General features: G+C 51.2%; 21 protein-coding genes. 13 read left to right on the forward strand and 8 right to left on the reverse strand.

Annotated elements, in window-relative coordinates; translation table 11 throughout:
* Window positions 1-105 precede the first annotated feature (105 nt).
* The 6 genes from rlmN (at window position 106) to spoVM (ending at window position 5920) form a co-directional block, all read left to right on the forward strand.
* The gene (rlmN, locus tag K7397_RS03070; protein ID WP_223066474.1) at window positions 106-1152 is read left to right on the forward strand and encodes a dual-specificity RNA methyltransferase RlmN; all 1047 of its coding nucleotides are present in this window, start codon (window positions 106-108) and stop codon (window positions 1150-1152) included.
* A gap of 6 nt (window positions 1153-1158) precedes the next feature.
* On the forward strand, window positions 1159-1935 hold the full coding sequence (locus tag K7397_RS03075) for a Stp1/IreP family PP2C-type Ser/Thr phosphatase (protein WP_223066475.1): 777 nt from the start codon (window positions 1159-1161) through the stop codon (window positions 1933-1935).
* On the forward strand, window positions 1932-4034 hold the full coding sequence (pknB, locus tag K7397_RS03080) for a Stk1 family PASTA domain-containing Ser/Thr kinase (protein ID WP_223066476.1): 2103 nt from the start codon (window positions 1932-1934) through the stop codon (window positions 4032-4034). The genes K7397_RS03075 and pknB overlap by 4 nt, the downstream gene beginning before the upstream one ends.
* A 36-nt stretch (window positions 4035-4070) precedes the next feature.
* The gene (rsgA, locus tag K7397_RS03085; protein WP_223066477.1) at window positions 4071-4967 is read left to right on the forward strand and encodes a ribosome small subunit-dependent GTPase A; all 897 of its coding nucleotides are present in this window, start codon (window positions 4071-4073) and stop codon (window positions 4965-4967) included.
* A gap of 5 nt (window positions 4968-4972) precedes the next feature.
* A complete protein-coding gene (gene rpe / locus K7397_RS03090; RefSeq protein ID WP_223066478.1) occupies window positions 4973-5641 on the forward strand; it encodes a ribulose-phosphate 3-epimerase in 669 nt (222 codons plus the stop codon).
* A gap of 198 nt (window positions 5642-5839) precedes the next feature.
* Window positions 5840-5920 (forward strand): stage V sporulation protein SpoVM, encoded by an 81-nt coding sequence (spoVM, locus tag K7397_RS03095; protein WP_036621610.1) that lies wholly within the window; start codon window positions 5840-5842, stop codon window positions 5918-5920.
* 122 nt (window positions 5921-6042) lie between these two features.
* Here the strand turns inward: spoVM and rpmB are convergent, their stop codons facing one another.
* The gene (rpmB, locus tag K7397_RS03100) at window positions 6043-6231 is read right to left on the reverse strand and encodes a 50S ribosomal protein L28 (protein ID WP_082926854.1); all 189 of its coding nucleotides are present in this window, start codon (window positions 6229-6231) and stop codon (window positions 6043-6045) included.
* Window positions 6232-6692: 461 nt separating this feature from the next.
* On the opposite strand from rpmB, the gene K7397_RS03105 reads away from it, so the two are divergent.
* The 5 genes from K7397_RS03105 (at window position 6693) to map (ending at window position 12691) form a co-directional block, all read left to right on the forward strand.
* Window positions 6693-8477 carry a DAK2 domain-containing protein gene (locus K7397_RS03105; protein WP_223066479.1) on the forward strand — a complete coding sequence of 595 codons (1785 nt, stop codon included), beginning with the start codon at window positions 6693-6695 and terminating at the stop codon, window positions 8475-8477.
* A 31-nt stretch (window positions 8478-8508) separates the two neighbouring features.
* Window positions 8509-9399 carry a DegV family protein gene (locus K7397_RS03110; RefSeq protein WP_223066480.1) on the forward strand — a complete coding sequence of 297 codons (891 nt, stop codon included), beginning with the start codon at window positions 8509-8511 and terminating at the stop codon, window positions 9397-9399.
* Entirely contained in the window at window positions 9386-11431 is a 2046-nt protein-coding gene (recG, locus tag K7397_RS03115; RefSeq protein WP_223066481.1) for an ATP-dependent DNA helicase RecG, read from the forward strand. Before K7397_RS03110 ends, recG begins: the two co-directional genes overlap by 14 nt.
* A gap of 69 nt (window positions 11432-11500) precedes the next feature.
* The gene (locus tag K7397_RS03120; RefSeq protein ID WP_223066482.1) at window positions 11501-11788 is read left to right on the forward strand and encodes a stage VI sporulation protein F; all 288 of its coding nucleotides are present in this window, start codon (window positions 11501-11503) and stop codon (window positions 11786-11788) included.
* Between the two features lie 156 nt (window positions 11789-11944).
* On the forward strand, window positions 11945-12691 hold the full coding sequence (gene map, locus K7397_RS03125; RefSeq protein ID WP_223066483.1) for a type I methionyl aminopeptidase: 747 nt from the start codon (window positions 11945-11947) through the stop codon (window positions 12689-12691).
* Between the two features lie 79 nt (window positions 12692-12770).
* Here the strand turns inward: map and K7397_RS21275 are convergent, their stop codons facing one another.
* The 7 genes from K7397_RS21275 to K7397_RS03155 all read right to left on the reverse strand — a co-directional run bounded on the left by K7397_RS21275 (window position 12771) and on the right by K7397_RS03155 (window position 16634).
* Complete coding sequence (locus tag K7397_RS21275; protein ID WP_237690641.1) at window positions 12771-12851, reverse strand: YjcZ family sporulation protein; 81 nt, start codon at window positions 12849-12851, stop codon at window positions 12771-12773.
* A gap of 18 nt (window positions 12852-12869) precedes the next feature.
* Entirely contained in the window at window positions 12870-12974 is a 105-nt protein-coding gene (locus tag K7397_RS03130; protein WP_223066484.1) for a YjcZ family sporulation protein, read from the reverse strand.
* A gap of 151 nt (window positions 12975-13125) precedes the next feature.
* Window positions 13126-13362: an SHOCT domain-containing protein gene (locus K7397_RS03135; protein WP_223066485.1), complete on the reverse strand. Its 237-nt coding sequence runs from the start codon at window positions 13360-13362 to the stop codon at window positions 13126-13128.
* A 70-nt stretch (window positions 13363-13432) separates the two neighbouring features.
* Complete coding sequence (locus tag K7397_RS03140) at window positions 13433-14053, reverse strand: class I SAM-dependent methyltransferase (protein ID WP_223066486.1); 621 nt, start codon at window positions 14051-14053, stop codon at window positions 13433-13435.
* A gap of 320 nt (window positions 14054-14373) precedes the next feature.
* Window positions 14374-14721, reverse strand: a complete 348-nt coding sequence (locus K7397_RS03145; protein WP_223066487.1) for an ArsR/SmtB family transcription factor — start codon at window positions 14719-14721, stop codon at window positions 14374-14376.
* A gap of 183 nt (window positions 14722-14904) precedes the next feature.
* Window positions 14905-15378 (reverse strand): YhjD family protein, encoded by a 474-nt coding sequence (locus K7397_RS03150; RefSeq protein WP_223066488.1) that lies wholly within the window; start codon window positions 15376-15378, stop codon window positions 14905-14907.
* Window positions 15375-16634, reverse strand: a complete 1260-nt coding sequence (locus K7397_RS03155) for a DNA polymerase IV (protein WP_237690642.1) — start codon at window positions 16632-16634, stop codon at window positions 15375-15377. The genes K7397_RS03150 and K7397_RS03155 overlap by 4 nt, the downstream gene beginning before the upstream one ends.
* Window positions 16635-17190: 556 nt before the next feature.
* On the opposite strand from K7397_RS03155, the gene K7397_RS03160 reads away from it, so the two are divergent.
* Both K7397_RS03160 and K7397_RS03165 read left to right on the forward strand, forming a co-directional pair.
* Complete coding sequence (locus K7397_RS03160) at window positions 17191-19419, forward strand: hypothetical protein (protein WP_223066489.1); 2229 nt, start codon at window positions 17191-17193, stop codon at window positions 19417-19419.
* A gap of 29 nt (window positions 19420-19448) precedes the next feature.
* Window positions 19449-20642 (forward strand): HEAT repeat domain-containing protein, encoded by a 1194-nt coding sequence (locus K7397_RS03165; RefSeq protein ID WP_223066490.1) that lies wholly within the window; start codon window positions 19449-19451, stop codon window positions 20640-20642.
* Window positions 20643-20661: the final 19 nt, after the last annotated feature.

The raw sequence follows: 20661 nt of genomic DNA on the forward strand, positions 1-20661 counted from the left end.
CGGGTATTTCCTCTTTAGTGTACTCGGGAATTATGCTAAAATGGGAAGAATGAGTGATCATGCATCCTAGATTACGACATACAATAATAGAACAGGTGTGTGAAAATGAAACCTTTTATATATGATTATAGCCTGGAAGAGCTGCAGGCATGGGCGGCAGAGCAGGGCGAACCCGCCTTTCGCTGCAGCCAGATTTTCGACTGGATTTATGTCAAACGGGTGAATTCCTTCGAAGAGATGACGAACCTTTCCAAAGCGCTGCGTCAGAAGCTGGACGACCAGTTCCAGTTCGTTACATTGAAGGAAATTGCGAAGTACGAGTCCAAAGACGGAACCGTCAAGTTTCTGTTCGGGCTTCATGACGATCACGCGATTGAAACCGTCATTATGAAGCACAACTACGGCAACAGCATTTGCGTTACGACTCAGGTAGGCTGCCGGATCGGCTGTACCTTTTGCGCATCTACGCTGGGCGGTTTAAAACGGGATTTGACGGCCGGCGAAATCGTGGCCCAGGTCGTGAAAGCCCAGCAAATATTGGACGAGCGCGGTGAACGCGTCAGCAGCATCGTCATTATGGGCACGGGCGAGCCTTTTGAGAACTACGACAATACGATGAAGTTTCTCCGGCTGATGATTCACGAGAAAGGCCTCAATATCGGCCAGCGCCATATTACGGTTTCTACAAGCGGAATTGTGCCCAGCATTTATAAATTTGCGGAAGAGGGAACCCAAATCAATCTGGCGATATCCATTCACGCCCCGAACGACGCGCTGCGTTCCAAGCTGATGCCGGTAAACCGCCGGTATCCGTTTGATGATGTGATAGAAGCGCTCCGCTATTATCAGGCAAAAACCGGACGCAGAATCACGTTTGAGTACGCCCTGATCGGCGGTGTCAATGACCAGGCGGAGCATGCCGAGGAGCTGGCTGGCGTACTGAAAGACATGCTTTGCCATGTAAACCTGATTCCGGTTAACCATGTTCCGGAACGCAAATATGTTCGAACATCCCGCGATGATATTTTTCAGTTTCAGCGTGTTTTGGCGGACCGCGGTATTAATGTGACGATTCGCCGGGAGCAAGGCCATGATATTGCGGCAGCTTGCGGGCAGCTGCGCGCGAAGCATATGGAGTCTGGTGCGAGGTGAGATCAGTTGATCAATAGTGTAAGTGTAACGAATATTGGACATATCAGATCCGTAAATGAAGATTCCTTCTGCGTCGCCCACCTGGAGCATGGTTATACGCTCGGGATTGTGGCAGACGGAATGGGGGGCCATCAGGCCGGAGATACCGCCAGCCGCCTTGCGGTCGAGACGATTTCGGCTGACCTGTCCGCCCTCTCTCAGAATCTTAGCTCTGAAGAATGTACTGAAGCTTTAAGCGCTGCGATTTTGCATGCCAATGAAGTCATTTACCGGGCCGCCTCAGAGAACGATGAACTTCACAGCATGGGAACAACGGTTGTTGCCGTTCTGCTGGGGCCATCAGGCGGAGTGATTGGACATATCGGGGACAGCCGGGCCTATAAGTATAAAGGCGGTTCCGCAATCCAACTGACAGAGGATCATACACTTGTAAATGAACTGGTCAAGAACAAGCAAATCAGCGAAGCGGAAGCAAGCGTGCATCCGCGGCGCAATGTGATCATGAGAGCGCTCGGCACCGATGCCGAAGTAGCGGTCGATTTATATCCGGTCACACTCGAAGAAAAGGAAATACTGCTGATATGCAGTGACGGTCTAAGCAGCTATGTTTCTCCGGAGCAAATTACTCTGACGCTTGGGACATCAGGCGCATCCTTAAAGGAGCGCGCTGATCGCCTTGTCGAGTTAGCCCTGGATGCGGGCGGCGAAGATAATGTTACTGTCGTACTGCTTGAACATCTTGCTGAAGGACCCGTGTCCGGCATAAAGGAGTGGAACTTATGATCGGTCACGAATTAGGCGGTCGTTATCAAATCATCGAACGGATTGGCGGGGGCGGCATGGCCCTGGTGTACAAAGCCCAGGACCTGCTCCTGAACCGTTATGTAGCCATCAAGGTACTGCGTCAGCAGTTTGTCAATGACGAGGAATTCATTCGCCGTTTTAGGCGCGAAGCGCAGTCTGCGGCCTCTTTATCCCATCCGAATGTAGTCAGCATCTATGACGTCGGACAGGAAGAAGATACACACTATATCATAATGGAATATGTCGAAGGCCAGAATCTGAATGAAATTATAAAGGAACGGGCTCCTCTGCAGGTAGACGAGGCTGTCAGAATCGCCTCCCAAATCTGCGATGCGCTGGATCATGCCCATCATAATCAAATTATTCATCGCGATATTAAACCGCATAACATTTTGATCGGCCGGGGCGGACGAGTTAAAGTTACCGATTTCGGCATTGCCCGGGCGGTAACCTCGGCAACGATTACCCAGACCGGTTCGGTGGTAGGCTCGGTTCACTATTTCTCCCCCGAGCATGCCAAAGGTGTGGCTACCGGCGAAAAGTCAGATCTTTATTCGCTGGGGATTGTACTGTATCAAATGCTAACGGGAAAGCTGCCTTTTTTGGGAGAAAGTCCGATCAGCGTGGCTCTGAAGCATCTGCAGGAAGAATTCGAAGAGCCTCGCCTCGTAAACCCGATGATTCCGCAAAGTGTCGAGAATATTATTCTCAAATCGATGCGAAAAAATCCGAACGAACGCTATCAATCGGCCAAGGAAATGCTGCTAGATCTGGAGACCTGCCTTCTCCCCGAGCGGAGAATGGAGCCAAAGCTGGAGTTTGGACAGCACGATGAAGACAGTACTCGCATTATGCCGGCTATCAAGCCGCAGCAGAGCATAGCAGGCGGGGTCAGGAGAACCCGGGAAGAATCAAAGGCCGACGAGCCTGCACCTGAGACCAAACAGCGAAAAAAGTCGACCAAGCCGCTGGTTTGGGCGGGAATTTCTATATTGGTCATTTTGATTTTGCTTGGAATGGCCTGGTATTTCAATAAGCAGCTGGAAGTTGCGGATGTGCAGATGCCTAAACTGATCGGCTTGCAGGAAGATGAAGCCCGGGCGAAGCTGACGGAACTGGGGCTTGCGGTAGGACAAGTTACTGAAAAGTATAACGAGAAATATGATCCGGGCATCGTTTATGAACAAAGCAAGATTGAAGGTACGGAAGTCAAGCAGGGAGCCTTGATTGATCTGACGGTCAGCACGAAGAAGCCGCTTGTGAAAATGCCGGATCTAAGCGAACTCAGCCTGGAGGAAGGAAAGCAGAAGCTGCTTGCCCTTGGGGTCAAAGACGGGTCGATTACAAGCTCCGAGGAATTTAGCGACGCGGATGCCGGAACAGTAATTAAACAGGACCCGGGCGCGAATACTGATATTGATCCAGAGATGGTAAGCGTCCATCTTACGATCAGCAAAGGCAAAGAAACTGTCTCTATGCCGGATCTGACTGGCCTTGACGAGAAGGCTGCCGCATCCAAGCTTGAGGATCTTGGACTTACCCTCATCAGAAAGGAAGAATCCAGCTTCACGGTTGAGAAAGGGAAAGTCATTGAGCAATGGCCTTATGAACCCGGAGATACGGTCGAGCGCGGGGCCGAGGTAACGTTAACGTTCAGCTCGGGTTACCCGGCGGATGCCATCAATTATTCCTTCGGCGTTCCTGTAGCTCCGGCTGAGCCGGACAAGAACAGCAAGATCCGCATTGTGTTTACCGATGCAAGAGGCGAGAATCAGGAATGGGGTACCAAAACGATCAATACCGAGCAGACGTTCTCGGTTGACCTCATGCTGGCACCTAATAAAGACGGCTCTGTTACCGTGTACCGCGACGACCAGATCTTCGCTACGTATCCCGTTTCGTATATCGATGCGAAGCAGGGAACTGTTCCGGTTCCCGAGCTTCCGACCACCTCGGATCCGGAAGTCGATAATCCTGATCCTTCCGACAGCGAAGATCCGGGTGTAACGGGGGTGACCGGAAATAACGGTGGGGAAGGAAATTCCCAGAAAGAAAACAAGGGCAAAAAAAATAATTGATTCGCCGGGAACAAACCCGCGAAAGCGAGGAGCCTTATGCCTGAAGGTTTAATCGTCAAAGCCTTAAGCGGCTATTATTATGTGAAGCCGGAAGCGGCAGGCTCTGCCGAATCCGTGCAGTGCCGTGGACGGGGGATATTCAAGAAAAAAGGACTGACGCCGCTTGTCGGCGACCGGGTCATATACACGCCTACGGAGAATGGTGAAGGCATAGTGGATGAAATTTTGCCGCGGGAGACGGAGCTAATCCGCCCTCCCGTGGCAAATGCCCGTATGGCTGTGCTGCTCTTCTCGGTGCGTGAGCCCGATCTTAATTTGCAGCTGCTCGACAAATTTCTGGTACATATTGAGCACGCTGGTCTCAAGACGCTGATATGCCTGACTAAACGCGACCTTATGGACGAACAGGAGGACGAGCTAATCCGCCAGACGGTTGAGCTGTACGAGCGGGTAGGCTATGAAGTGCTGGTCACAAGCTCCCTGAAGGGCGAAGGAATGGAAGACGTAATGAAGCGGCTTGAAGGGTGCATCAGCGTTTTTGCCGGCCAGTCGGGTGTCGGGAAATCGTCGCTTCTTAACGCCATGCTGCCCGGACTTTCGCTTGAGACAAGCGAAATCAGCCTGCGGCTTGGAAGAGGCCGCCATACAACCCGTCACGTCGAGCTGATTGAACTGGCTAACGGCGGCTATGTTGCGGATACACCCGGTTTTAGCCAGCTTGATTTTCTGGAGTTGGGTGTGGAGGAGCTGTCTCCTTGCTTTATTGAATTTGCTCCCCATGCACCTAAATGCAAATTCCGGGGCTGCAGCCATCTGCACGAGCCGGGCTGCCGTGTTCGCGAAGCTGTGGAGTCCGGGGGAATTGCCGGCAGCCGCTACGAGCATTATGTAGAATTTTATGAAGAAATGAGAGAGAAGAAACGGAGGTACTAAAACGTATGGTCCGTATTGCGCCATCGATTCTGTCTGCCCGCTTTGAGAAGCTGGGGGAAGAAATTGTTGAAGTTGAAGCGGCGGGAGCCGACTGGATTCATGTTGACGTCATGGACGGCCACTTTGTGCCCAATCTGACATTCGGCCCGCTGATCATGGAAGCGATCAATCCGATCGCCAAGAAACCGCTGGACGTACACTTGATGATTGAAAATCCGGAAAATTACATTCCGGCATTCGCCAAGGCCGGAGCGCATGTCATAACGGTTCACGCCGAGGCCTGCATCCATCTCCACCGGGTGCTTCATCTGATCAAGGAGCATGGAGTTAAAGCCGGGGTAGCCCTGAATCCGGGAACGCCGGTATCGGCTGTTGCCCAGGTGCTTGAGGATGTGGACCTCGTTTTGGTCATGACGGTCAATCCCGGTTTCGGCGGACAAGCCTTTATTCCGAATACGGTCCGAAAAATTGCCGAACTGAGAAAGCTGCAGCAGGAGCGCGGCATTCAGGATCTTCACATCGAGGTTGACGGCGGAATTACGGCGGAGACTGCTCCTGTTGTCGTGAACGCCGGAGCCGATGTGCTTGTTGCCGGCAGCGCCGTGTTCGGCCGGAGCGATCGGGCGGCCGCGATCCGGGAAATCCGCTCGAGCATTGCCGTACAAGGCAGCTAAAATGCGGGGAGAAGCGGCTTTCTTTTACGAAAAGGACGGGTACTGTCAAGACCGAAAAGGAATAGGCAGTGGCTGCTTCGCATACAAATGGTTACATGAGCAAAGGTTCTCATGTAACCATTTTTTTGTGCGCGAAACAGGGACCGAGGCACGGATATCCGCATATGGTAATGGTGAGAATGATGGGGAGGGTGAAGCATGAAATTTTATACGTTTAAGCTGCCGAAGTTTTTAGGAGGATTTGTTAAGGCTGTTCTGAATACATTTCACAAAAACTAAAAAGAAAAAGCACACTGCAGCCGAGCGTGGGGGAATGCTGCCCTGCGCCTTCCGCCTACAAGACATGAAAAAAAGCACCTCTATAGATAAAGGTGCTTTTTGTTTATATGCGTATTAAAGAATTAAACGCGAGTCACTTTACCGGACTTCAGCGCACGAGTGCTGACATAAACGCGTTTCGGTTTACCGTTGACCAAGATCCGTACCTTTTGCACGTTTACGCCCCAAGTACGCCGGTTACGGTTGTTAGCGTGAGAAACATGGTTACCGGTGCTTGGCTTCTTGCCTGTTACATAACATTTGCGTGACATTCATTACACCTCCTTATTCCAAGACGATCATCTTGAAAACACAACACTTCTAATATAATATCATAGCAAAAAAAGCTGCGTCAACTAATTATGAAACAATATTTGGCCCCTCGTGTCATCTTTTATTTATTTATCTTTATTCTTATAGTACAATATTGTAAAGTCCTTTTTCCTAAAGCAAACGGTTCGCCGTTTTCGCTTGGGGTCAGGGCCATATGTACGGATTGGCGGTACGTGATGAACAAGAGGATGTGCCGGCCTGCTGTCAATCCGCCGGGAATTCTTGTGTCTTCATCTCGTCTACGTCTATAATGATAGGATCAGCATGAGATTGATCCGGAATGACCGGATTCCTTATATGAATGAAAATAAACGGTCGCAGCACGATCGGCCATCTCTCGCTTCTGGGCCGGTCATTGGTCTGCGTAAATGGGCACCTAAGCTAGGAAGGGGAAATATCATTGAGTAAGCGTTCTCTAAATGGAACAGATTTTACCGCGATGGTTTTGACCGGAGCGGAGCAGCTGCACCAGCATGCGGATCATGTGAATTCGCTTAATGTATTCCCGGTACCTGATGGAGACACAGGGACCAATATGAATTTGACAATGTCCGCAGGGGTGACAGAGCTGCGCAAAAATGACGCCGGAGGCGTCGGAGCCCGGGCGGCGACTCTTTCCAGGGGGCTGCTGATGGGCGCCCGCGGCAACTCGGGAGTCATTTTGTCCCAGCTATTTCGCGGTTTTAGCCGATATGCGGCATCGTATGATGAGCTGAATGTCATGCAGTTCGCTTCCGCGCTGCAAAGCGGGGTAGATACCGCATACAAGGCTGTAGTAAAGCCTGTCGAGGGAACGATTCTGACGGTTGCGAGGGAAGCAGCCAAGCATGCGGCTTATTACTCGCGCCGCACAAGCGACCTGTCCGAGCTGATGACGGAAGTGCTCGCCAAAGCGAAGGAAACGCTGGCGCAAACGCCGGAGCAGCTGCCCGTGCTTAAACAGGTGGGCGTCGTTGATTCCGGGGGACAGGGGCTGGTTTATATTTACCAGGGATTTGCCGATTTCTTATCCGGCATGAAATTGGAATCGCCGGGTGCGGTTCAGGCTGAAAGACAAGTAGCCAAGGCCGAAGTTGCCACCGAGACTCCTCCTAAACCGGAAGTACGGCAAGCTGCGCATGTGCCTGCATCGGCTCAAGCGAAATTGGAAACGGAAGACATTGAATTTCTGTATGATATGGAATTTTTCATCAATCGCCGGCTTGGCGACAAGCAGCACGTGAATTTCTCGGAGGAAGCCTTCCGGAGTGCTCTTTCGGTTAACGGGGATTCTATTATAGTGATTGCAGACGACGAAATCATCAAGGTGCACGTGCATTCCAAAGCTCCGGGCGAGGTGCTCAACCTGGCCCTGCAGTACGGTGAAATTACGCAGATTCATATTCTGAACATGCGCGAGCAGCATCGGGATTTGCTGACGGCAGGCATGGATATTGCGCCTGCTCCGGAGCTGTTTAAGGACATTCCGGCTGAACCGGCGAGACCTGCCGATCCGGCTACGCTTCCCGCAGACGAGATTGCGCCTTACGGCATTATTGCAGTAGCGTCAGGACAAGGCATTTCCGACATTTTTACAAGTCTCGGGGTGGATATCGTGCTGTCCGGCGGCCAGACGATGAATCCGAGTACGGAGGATTTTGTCAATGCGGTTCAGTCCATTTCGGCGCAGCATATTTTTGTGCTGCCGAACAACTCGAATATCGTGCTTGCCGCCCAGCAGGCCCGTGATTTGGTTGAGGGCGAGCGAAACGTAACGGTTATTCCGAGCAAGAGCATTCCGCAGGGGATTGCCGCGGCCTTTGCATTCCAGGAAGATGACAACGCGGACCTGAATGAAGACAGAATGCTAGCTGCCGTGAGTCATGTGAAGACTGGCCAGGTTACTTACGCTGTTCGCGATACCGTTTTTGACGGGCTGGAAATTCGGGCAGGACACTATATCGGAATTGCCGATTCCAAGATCGTATCGACCGAGGAAGGGATGATTCCAACTTGCCAGAAGCTGTTGTCCCGAATGATTGAGAACGGGGACGAAATTGTGACGATTTTCACCGGCGAAGAAGCCAAAGAGGAAGACACTCAGCTGCTGTCAGGATGGATTAAGGAACATTATCCGGAAGCGGAAGTAGAAATTCACGCGGGCGGCCAGCCTATTTATTATTATTTGTTCTCTGTAGAAGGTTAGGGAAAGCTAGAGCAGTCAAGGAGGAACGGTTATGGCGAAACCCGTTATCGTAACGGACAGTACGGCGGATGTTCCGAAACAGATCGTCGACGCATATGGAATCCATGTCATTCCGATGGTGCTCCGTTTTGGAGAGGAGTCTTATCGGGAAGGGATTGATATGACAGTCGCCGGGTTTTATGAGCGGCTTGGGCATACGAAGGAGCTGCCGACTACGTCCCAGACTTCTCCTTCCCAATATTTGGAGGTATATCGTGAACTGCTGGGCAAGTATCCGGGCAGTCCGATTATCTCCTTCCATATCTCTTCCGGAATGAGTGGAACGTATCAATCGGCTCTCCTGGGGAAAGAGATGCTGGAAGAAGAATTGAATCATGAGATCGATGTCCATGTTATCGATTCCAAATGCGCCAGCTACGGTTTCGGCCTTCAGGTTACAGCTGCAGCGCGTATGGCCAGCGAGGGAGCACCTCTCGAAGAGATACTGGCCGAAATCGAACGTCTCCGCAAAGAGCGGCGTCTGTACTTCATGGTCGATACGCTGGAATATTTGCAAAAGGGCGGACGCATCGGTCGTGCAACGGCTCTAGTAGGCACATTGCTTAATATCAAGCCTATCCTTTCGGTAGGTGAAGACGGCGTCATTTACTCGGTCGACAAGGCGAGGGGACGCAAGAAGGCGATCTTGCGGATTATGGAGCTGTTCGAGAAGGATTTCGGCGATGCCAGAGATGTGAGTGTCGCCATAGCCGATTCCGTGAATCCTGAGGTAGCGGAGGAGGTATTGGCGGAGCTCTCGGGACGCTTTACTCTTCATGAAGTGGTACGTACCAATATCGGTGCAGTGGTAGGCTCTCATGTGGGGACGGGCACGGTAGCTGCATTTTTATGGCCGGTGAGGGATCGTAATGCAAATCAATGAAATTTCCGTGAGAAAAGTCAGCGGCGTGAGCGCTCTTAAGGAAGGAGAGCTTCACGCCTTTAATATCTTTACCGTGTGTGATCTGCTGGAATATTATCCGTTCCGTTATGAAGATTACCGCCTTCGCTCTTTAAGCGAAGTAAAGGATGGCGAGAAGGTCACGGTACTGGCCAAGGTGTTTGGGGTGCCAGTGCTGCAGCGCTACGGGAAAAAATCCCGGCTGACCTGCAAGATGATGGCGGATGACTGGATGTTCACAGCGACCTGGTTCAACCGTCATTTTTTGAAGGAGCAGCTGACGGCTGGCCGTGAGGTGACTTTAACCGGCAAATGGGATATGCGGCGCTTGCAGCTGACTGTCTCGGAATCCGAATTTCCCGATCAGGGAGTCAAACGCAGCGGCAGCCTGCAGCCGGTTTATTCGGTTGGGGGCAACATTACGCAGGCATGGATGCGCAAAACGGTCAACCAGGCGCTTGCGCAATATGGGGCCATGATTCCTGAAGTTTTGCCGCCCGAGCTGATCCAAAAATACAGTCTGATGGCCCGCAGCCGGGCGATCCAGCGGATTCACCAGCCCCAGGACAACGAGGAAGGGCATCAGGCCCGGCGGCGGATGGTATACGAGGAGCTGTTCCTGTTCCAGCTTAAGCTGCAGGCCTACCGGGCGATGAATCATAAGCGGCAGGACGGCGTTCAGCATACCGTCGATAATGCGGCCATGCGGGAGTTTGTACGCAGCCTGCCGTTTGAACTGACAAACGCGCAGAAAAAGGTCGAGCTGGAAATTCTGGAAGATCTGAGGTCGCCCTACTGCATGAACCGGCTGCTTCAGGGGGACGTAGGCTCCGGGAAGACGGTGATAGCCGCCATAGCGCTGTATGCAACGGTAAAATCAGGCTATCAGGGGGCTCTGATGGTGCCGACCGAAATATTGGCCGAGCAGCATACCCGGTCGCTGTCGGCGCTTTTTGAACCGTTCGGGATTACAGTGGGCCTGCTTACAGGCAGTGTGAACGGACGAAAAAGGAAAGATCTGCTCGCTTCCCTGCAGATGGGGCTGACCGACATCGTGGTGGGCACCCATGCGCTCATTCAGGAGGATGTGTTCTTTCGGGCGCTGGGTCTTGTCGTTACGGACGAGCAGCATCGTTTCGGCGTGAATCAGCGCAGCATTCTGCGCCGCAAAGGGTACAACCCGGACGTCCTTACGATGACGGCGACGCCGATCCCGAGGACTCTGGCCATCACCGCTTTCGGCGACATGGATGTTTCGACCTTGTCCGAACGTCCGAAGGGGAGAAAGCCGATTTCCACCTACTGGGTCAAGCATGACATGATGGATCGGGTGCTTGGCTTCATATCCCGTGAAATTGGCCAGGGCCGCCAGGCTTATTTGATTTGCCCGCTGATTGAGGAGTCGGACAAGCTGGATGTGCAGAATGCGATCGATCTCTTTGTGGCGATGCAGCAGGCTTTCCCGGATTTCAGGATCGGCCTGCTTCACGGGCGGATGACGGCGGCGGAGAAGGAGGAGGCGATGCGCTGCTTCTATGCGAACGAAACGCAGCTGCTCGTGTCGACGACCGTGGTCGAGGTGGGCGTGGATGTGCCGAACGCCACGCTGATGATTGTGATGGACGCCGACCGGTTTGGCTTGTCGCAGCTGCATCAGCTGCGCGGACGGGTCGGCCGCGGCGAGCACGCATCGTACTGCGTGCTCATTGCGGATCCGAAGTCGGAGGTCGGTCAGCAGCGGATGAAGGTCATGACCGAAACGGACGACGGCTTCGAGGTGGCAAGGCGGGACCTGGAGCTCCGCGGTCCCGGCGATTTCTTCGGCACGAAGCAAAGCGGCGTGCCGGAGTTCAGAATCGCGGACATGGTCAGCGATTTCGCCGTGCTGGAGGCGGCGAGGGACGATGCCGTAACGCTTGTCCGCGAGGGGGCGTTCTGGACGTCGCCCGTGTACGGGCCGCTGCGGGAGTATTTGCAGCGGGAACAGATTTTGCAGGGAGAATTGATTGATTAGCACTTGGGACAGGGGTACCGTCATATACTGGGAAAGGACAACAGTTTTGACGGGAGGTGCTAGATCGCGTTGAGTTATCAGCAATTTGGAATCAGCCAGGAGCTTGTTGGGCGGATCAAACAGAAGATGAAGAATCCGTCGGCAAAAGAGCGTGTCAAAAAGCTTGTGGAAGGCTTGACCAAAGCCGACCTGCAGGATCCGGTCAAGGTCCGTAGGCTTGTCAGAAGCGCTGCCTCAATTCTTAACGAGCGGCTTACCGGCGTTCAGGAAGAACAAATTACACAGTTTGTGCTGGCCCAGAGAATCGACCCGAAGAATAAGTTTCATCTCATCCGGTTGTGGGGAATGTTCCGTTAATTTGGGCCTGCCCTTATGTCCCCCGTAACCCGGCAATGACCGCCAGAGCGCAAGCTTTGGCGGTTTTTTGCGCATACATAAGAAGTAAAGAGGCGATTTGCTTTTTCCGAATGACAGGTGTAGTTTGGAGTAAGATCCTGAAAGGGGAGCATGGTCTTGATTATTTTGAAATCACCGAAAGAAATTGAAGAGATGAAGACGGCGAATCAGATTGTGGCCGATTGCCACCGGGAAGTTGCGAAGCTGATCGAGCCCGGCATTACTACGCTGGAGATTAACGATTTCGTTGCCAGACATATCACGAAGCTGGGCGGCAAGCAGTTTACAAAGGGATATAACGGTTTTCCGGCGGAAACGTGCGCTTCGGTCAACGATGTAGTCGCTCACGGGTTTCCGAGCCAGACCCCGCTGAAAGAAGGGGATATCGCCAAAATCGATATTGTAGTGGAATATGACGGATGGTTTGGGGATTCTGCCTGGTGCTATGCCGTTGGGGAAATCAGTGACACCGCAAGGGAACTGATGGATGTGACCAAGGAATGCCTGTACCTCGGAATTGAAAAGGCTGTTCCCGGCAACCGTCTTGGGGATGTAACTTCAGCGATCCAGGCCCATGCCGAAAGCCATGGATTTTCGGTTGTCCGGGATTTGCTCGCACACGGGGTCGGACGTTCGCTGCATGAGGAGCCGAGCTTCGAGCATATCGGGCATGCCGGCAAAGGAATTCGTCTGAGGGAAGGAATGGTGCTGACCATCGAGCCGATGATTAATGAAGGGACCTACCGGATTACGATTGATGATGATGAATGGACGGCCAGAACGGTGGATGGCAAACTGTCGGCACAATATGAGCATACAATCGCCATTACGGCCGATGGTCCGCTGATCCTGACGGCGCAATAGGCTTCATATCCGAAAGAATGCCTAATGTAATAAAATGCAGCATGACCTGAGGGTCATGCTGCATGCAAGTGGAAGGTACTTAGATGAAAAAGGTACGGGAAATAATAACAAGCAGAATGAAAAGGACAAGAATAGTCCCAGTAGATGTCCAAGGGCCCAAACCGCCGTAACCTGCAGCCTAGTAAACAAATCCGAAGCTGCGGGTAATGATGACAAGCAGAATGAACAGAACCAGGATGGCTCCGGTTGAAGTCCAAGGGCCGTAACCTTCGACATGAGACATTGTGTGTCCCTCCTTTTAAAGAAAAGGTTGCTTTCTGAACCATTGTATGAACCCTGCCGTTAATCGTTATGGACATTTACCTAGGAAGAGAGCCCAAATCCCGGGAAAGAAGGCTTTAACGCGCACCCGTTTCCTGCATGCTGCCGATGTACTACTCGGAGATTGTTTTTCTCATTCGACTATATTCTTCATCGCTCAGTTCGCCTTTCACATAACGTTCTTTTAATAACATCAACGGACGATCCACAACTCGGCTCTTCATCATCAATGACCGAACGACAACATAAACCGTTGATCCGAGAATAATGACAAAGATCAATGCCCCGACCCCCATTATCATGCACATCATGAGCATCATAGAACTATTCATCATCATGCCATCCATCATTGTGAACTCACCTCCATGACTAGGATTTGATAAATTTGGAATCGTTAGCACTGTGCTGAATTACATTTTTTTATATTCTACGAAGCACAATTTTTCGATACATGCCGTTAAATAAAATAGGCGAATTTTCCTCTATTACTATTGTTGTTTTTAAATAGGGTGTGACGATTTGTTCAAAACGACGTCCAATATCCGTGCCCATAAGCTCAACGACGGGACGCAGGATTTTATTGATCACGGACAGATCCTGATCAGGGGGGACAAATTTATCAAAGATCACGATTCTTCCCCCGGTACGGGTAACACGTAACATTTCTCGTAAACATTGGTCCGGATTTGGGACGACCGACAAGATAAGATTGGCAATAACCAGATCAAACGATTCACGAGGAAACGTAAGGTCTTGCGCATCCATTTCCATAAACGTTATCCGTGGCGAATCATATTTTTTCTTGGCTTTCTGAAGCATATCGGGTGACAAATCAATTCCCGTGATTTCCACATCTCCATCTGCCATGTACGGCAGGTCTGCTCCCGTGCCCACCCCGATAAAAAGGATTTTCTGTTGGAGCTCAACTTGAATATTCTGAAAGACCTTCTTTCGAGCAGCCAAAAACACACCCGAGTTAAAAATGAAATCGTACATCGGTGCCCAAATCTTATAAATCACCTTATTCCAGCGATTATTCAAAATACATCACTCTTCCTTGGCTTCTTTATTGGAAAGGAGTGTTGGCTCCTTTTCACCGTTTAAATCGAAGCAGTCGCATACTATTCAGAATAACAAGGAGCGCTGCTCCTGTATCGCTTAAAACTGCTAGCCACAATGTCAATATATCGGGAAAAATCAATACTAACGCAACAAATTTAATAATGAGCGAAAACCAAATGTTTTGTTTAAACAGTCGTATTTAAGATCGTGAGACTTTTCTTGAATGTAGGTTCCTGAGGCGGGAGAGCAACTTTGGGTTGAGCAGCATAAATCCTTTTTTCTTTATTCTCAATCATTCTTCATGCCTCCCTCCGGCAACAGTCCAATTGGTCGTTCTTATCGCAGGCCGCGACTTCTTCTTCCACTTGGTTAAAAACAACATCCATCATGATAAGCAGCTGCTTAATTTGTTTATTTCTCAAGCTGTAGTACATATACTTGCCTTCCTGCCGACCGACAATAATTCCGCAACCCTTTAAACATGCCAGGTGTTGGGATATATTTGATTGATTGCCTTTAAGCTCTTCCACAATTTGCGATACCGTTAATTCCTTGTCTTGAATGGAATGAAGTATTTGTAGCCTTGTCTTATCCGAAAAACCTCGAATAAACTTCGCCTTTACATCCAATAAATTGTTGTCCATCATGGTTCCTCCGATTCACATTAGTATTCACTAATATTAATAACATATTAGCGTTTGCTGATATGTGTGTCAATGTAAAACCCCATCATTTGCTTGATGAGGCTGTGAAGGTTAATTTGGCATTAGGTTGTCAGCAACTAGAGGACCGCTCCCCGAAAAATTTGAGCCCGAATGCGATTGAGGGAATTAATGCCCGTTTGTAACCAATCGTTCACCTATTTCTTTGAGATATTTTGATAAGCGAATACTGATCTCTGATCGTATAACGTCACGAACCATTCCAAAACGATCCTCATAACCTCTGCAAATAAACCGGTGATACACGATCAGATCCACTTGTTCGTCATTGATTATTTTAATATTGCGCTTGGATAGTTCACGCCGCAAACGGTATAAATCCTCGCTGATTTTGTTTTTTACTACTTGGCCTGCTGCTAAATACAGCTTTTTCAAAAGATTAGAGTTGTTTTCGATATCATCGATGCTCTTTTGGACCATGCTAAGCATGTAAGGCAGCAAAATATAGTCGCGAATCATGATCAGCTCATCCTCTGTAGGCCGATGAGAATTCCTCGCTTCGCTGTGATGCTCATATTGCTCTTGATGCTCGGTAAGCAGCATTTTGGATTTCCACCGCTCATTCCCGTCCAGTTTGCTCATTTGTAATGACCTCCAATCTGTCCTGCTCTTTCACGAGCTACCCCTGATTGCAACAAGGATGATGCCCGAATAATAGCGTCGCTTCCATATCTGTCCTTAATTTCATCGCTCGCTCTCTCCAAGGCGTATGCCTTTACCCGGTCATCAAAGAGAGTGAGTTGAAGAACGCTGTCGTCCGACAACTCCGTGAGCGAAATATGCAGGTGGCTTACAGGCATCCCCCTCCAATATTTATGGAATATTTCTCGCGCCGCTGCCGCAACTTCATGCGAGAGAGAAGTGGGGTGCTGAAGCGTAACCTGCCGATGAAACGATGACGAGCGTTCTCCATTGGTTTCCGTAGCCCCGACGGATACCACCTGACCGATGTAACCCAATCTCCTGCAGCGGCGGCAGACCTCCACCACCAGTTCCAAGAGGACGACTTCAATATCTTCAAGCTTGTGATACAGGCTGCTTCTGAGGGCCTTTCCATGGCTTACAGACTTCAGTTTGCTGCGAATACCAGGTACGACTGGACTGGGGTCTATACCGCGTGCTGTCTGCCAATAGTATTCCGCTTGAATATCGCTCTGCCTGCCCATTTCGTACCGCATACGTCTTTTGAAATCACCGAGATCAAGTCGCGCAATATCACCAATTGTACGAAGACCCATTCGATTGAAATGATAGGTCATTCGGGATCCCGTCATAAACATTTGATTGACCGGCAAGGGCCACAATGCGGATTCAATATTGGTTGTGTCCAGTCTAAAAATGCCTTCAGATCTTTTTTTGGCGAAATTATCAGTGGCCATTTTTGCTAATATTTTGGTGGGGCCAATTCCACAACGTGTCCAAACCCCTGTTGATAACAGAACACGAGCCTGGATCTGGCGGGCAATTTCTTCTGGAGGACCAAAACAAGTAATTGATCCTGTAACATCGAGAAACTGCTCATCAATGGAATAAGGTTCAACTTGATCCGTAAACGATTCAAATATTTCAGTAATGAGCAGGGAGACGGTGATATATGCTTGCATTCGAGGGCGTATTACGACCAACTCAGGACACTTTGCAAGAGCCTCACCCACCCTTTCCGCCGTTGTTACTCCACATGATTTAGCGACTGGGCAGGCGGCTAGAATAATCCCGGATTTTCGAGTGGGATCACCTACCGCTACCGGCTTATCTTTTAAATCTGGTCGGGCTGCCTTTTCAATTGACGCATAAAATGACTGTCCATCAACTAAAAAAATTGTACGTTCTTGGGGCAGCTTGTCGTTCAATGCAGCCGTCCCCGTAAGTTTTGAAGTAAAATCATCAGCTCCGTATCGCTCTTTCGTTTCAAGGCCCGAATGAGGATGCATCATAATCACCACCTGAATACGAACATATATTCTGCTATTGATTATTATACACCGAACATACATTCTCTATGCAAATGATTTTTACTGGAAATCATTTAAAGAAAACGATGCAGACCGTTTCGGCTGGCGATTATAGAAATGAGTCTAAGGTCCTAGTTCTGATCTGTTTGAAAAATAGTAACAAGCAGGTAATAAATTTAGGTCTACAGACCGTTTTTTTAGCGCTTCCAGAAAGAACCATAATTGATAAAAGCCTTGATATCAAACATTTTCGTTATGAGACGAAGGTATCATTTTTGTAACTTTTGCAAAGATCAGGCAGAAATTACAACGTAACTTCGATATATCTTATAGCGTATAATTACGAAAAAGTGCACAAATCGTGTTACATATAGTGCCGGATAGCATTCCTATACAAAACTCATCATTCCCCACAAGAGCGAGGTGTACAAAGTTAAGTCTTATGTCGACGTTAGCGAAAAAACGAATGGCTCTCTGGATTGCGGCTAGTATTCTCCTGATCGCCGCAACCCTCGCAGCGGTTGTGCTGTATATGCCGAAACCCCCGGTCAGCTTTGCGGCTCCCGATGGAACGAGGCTCAAGTTTAAGACCTCGGGCGGCAGGTTTCTGGAATTTCAAGGAGAGGACGGGTGGAAACCCATTTTTGTCAAAGGAGTCAATCTGGGCGCCACGATTCCCGGCTATTTCCCCGGCGAGTTTCCGGCTGCCAAGGCGGATTATTTGCGCTGGTTCAAGCAGATCAAGGAGATGGGCGCAAATGTGGTGAGAATTTATACCGTTCATAACCCTGTTTTTTATAAAGCGCTTGTAGAATTTAATCAGGATCATCAAGAGGATCCGCTTTATTTCATACAAGGCGTCTGGTCCCCCGAGGAGCAGCTGATCGAGAAGCGGGATGCATACAGCCCGGGCATCGAGGAGCGTTTTAAACAGGAAATCGGCAAAGCCGTCGGCGCCGTATACGGAAAGCTAAACGTTCCGGATAGGCCCGGGGAGGCGGGCGGCAAATATACGGCGAATGCAGGCCCTTATTTGCTGGCCTGGCATATCGGCACCGAATGGGACCCGCAGATGGTCGAGAACACCAACAAGCAGCACGCGGATATCGCCCGCTATCAGGGCGTCTACTTCAGCGCCACCGAGGAGGCGACTCCGTTCGAAAGCTGGCTGGCGGGTCTGCTGGATGTTGCGGCCGTTAAGGAGCAGTCGTACGGGTGGCAGCACCCGATGAGCTTTACCAACTGGGTGACGACGGATGTGCTTCAGCATCCTGGAGAACCGTTCTATGAAGAGGATTTGGTCAGCGTCGATGCGACGCACATAAGGGAGTCCGACTGGAACGCCGGGTATTTTGCAGCCTATCACGTGTATCCGTATTATCCGGATTTTTTTCATTTGGATAAGACGATACAGACGATTCCGGACGGCAGCGGCGGATTCAATACCTACAGAGCCTATCTGAAAAAGCTCAAAGCTTATTACAAGAATATTCCGCTCATGGTGACGGAATATGGCGTGCCGTCCTCGCTCGGCGTTTCCCATATCGGGGCAGGAGGCCGCAATCAGGGAGGCCACAATGAGAAGGAACAGGGAGAAATTAACGTTTCCCTGACCCGGGATATTTATGAGGAAGGTTACGCCGGAGCGATCCTGTTTATGTGGCAGGACGAATGGTTCAAGAAAACGTGGAACACGATGCGTTTTGAAGTTCCGGGGGACCGGCGGCCCTACTGGCTCAATGTGCTCACGAACGAAGAGATGTTCGGCCTTGTGTCTATGGGACCGGGCAAGGCAGACAGCCTGATTATCGACGGCAAGCCTGGTGACTGGGACAAGCTTCCGGCAGGGGAAGTCCGGCATTGGGACGATGTGGCGCCGGGGATTGAAACGATGCGCGTCACTCACGACGAGGCCTACGTATATATCGGACTCAAGCTGAAAGAGAACTTCGATCCGCAAAAATCCCGCATTTACCTTGGAAGCAGCACCCAGCCGGGCGGGGATCAGCCTCTTCAGGAGCTGCCCGGCAAGACGCTGAGCGACGGACTTGAAGATCTGATCGTCATCGGCAAGGATGAAGAAACACAGGTGCTTGCCGCGCCGTCGTATGATTTCCACCGCCGTCTTTACGGCAAATCCGGCTACCGGATGCTGAGCGAACCGACGACAGCGGAGAAAACGGAATTCCAGCCCTGGAAGCTGGCGATCAGTCTGACGATGACGCCGCCTCATACGCGGACGGCTCATCCGTTTCAGGACGTGACGGTGGGAAGATTGAAGAGAGGGACCACGGACCGCAGCAGCGCTGCCTTCGACTCGCTCGCTTCCTGGCAGTACAGCGGCAAAGAAGTGGAGCTGCGCATTCCTTGGATGCTGCTCGGCTTTTCGGATCCGAGCTCGCTGCAGGTCATTGACTACAGCCCGCTCAAGCAGGACCGCATGTTTGCGGCGATCAGGACGGGCGGTATTACGTTTGTGCCGTGGATCCGGGACCTTGCAGCCGGCGGGCAGGCAGGACCATCCTCTGAAGGCGGCCGGATTGATCTTGACAAGCAGCCCAGATACACATGGAAGCAATGGGATACCGTGCAATATACCGAGTATCTGAAGGCGGGCTATTACCAAATGAAACAACTATACGAGAAGCTTCCGGACGAAAGCAACAGGTAGTCCGGGATAAAGGAGGATGCTTTCGCATCATGTTTTCGCATCTTGCCGTGGCAGTGTATTTCATATACGTCTGCCTCGGATTGATCTTCATAGGAATTGCGTTCCTGTTCTATATGAAACTCCGGTACCTGAAGGCGGCGAGGAGAACGGAGCTGTATAAGCACAAGCATCAGGAATATTTCCGCTACCTGCAAGCGAGTATGGGCGGAAGCTCGCCGCTTCCGCTTCCGCCGGGCAAGCTGACGCGGCTTGAGCGGTCTGTGATTCAGCAGAAGCTGATGGAATGGATCGGACAAATGAAAGGCGAGTTTCAGACCGGGCTGACGGAGCTTTGCCGGGAGGCAGGCTTTATCCGCCGGGATTTGAAGCTGCTTGACAGCTTGTTGTATGGACGGCGCATCGAAGCGGCATTCCGCCTTGGAGCCATGCGGGCTGAAGAGGCGGCGCCGAGACTACTTGACATGCTCAAGCAGGAAAAATACAGTCCGCAGTCGATCATCGTTGCCCGCGCCGCAGCCAAATGCGCGACGGAGGAACGGCAGCTCCGCGAAATATTGGGCTGTCTGCTTGCGAGCGGCAAGCCCATCCACCATATGGCTGCCGATATTGTGCTGGAGACGAAGCTTGACGCCAGCAAAATGCTGATGGGGCTGCTTGACGACGAAAACCCCGACTTTGTCAAAGTGGGACTGGTCGCCATGTGGGGACAGGCGGTGCCGGAAGCGGTTCCCGCCCTGAACCGGCTGGTCGGCACGGGCCGGCGCGATGTCCGTGCCGAAGCAATCAAGTTGTACCTCAGCTCGGGCTTCGCGCTGAAGGATGAAACGATTCGGCAGCTGATGTCGGACAAAGATGCCGAGGTGCGGGCCGAGGCGGCAAAATCGCTCGGCAAGCTCCATGCGGCCGGCAGCATTCCGCTGCTGCAAAGCGCGCTGCGCGACGAGGACTGGCGGGTGCGTACGAGCAGCGCGGAAAGCCTCGCGCAGCTTGGCGAGGCCGGTTTTGAAGCGCTGTGCGCAGCGGCGCTGCAAGGCTCGGGCGGCGAAAGGGATGCCGCCTTCCAGCAAATCGAGCGGACGATCCGGGAGGGCGCTAACGCGAAAGGCGTGGAACAGATGGTAGCCTTCAACAAAAAGCGGCTTCTGTACGAGCGGTATTTCGGCGCCCCGGTCATCAAGCCGGTCCGCAAAGCACCCGCAATTGGAGGAGATTACAGTGCTTAGAGATATTTTGCTGATATAC

It is taken from the genome of Paenibacillus caui (assembly GCF_019904135.1).
Classification (GTDB): Bacteria; Bacillota; Bacilli; order Paenibacillales; family Paenibacillaceae; genus Fontibacillus; species Fontibacillus caui.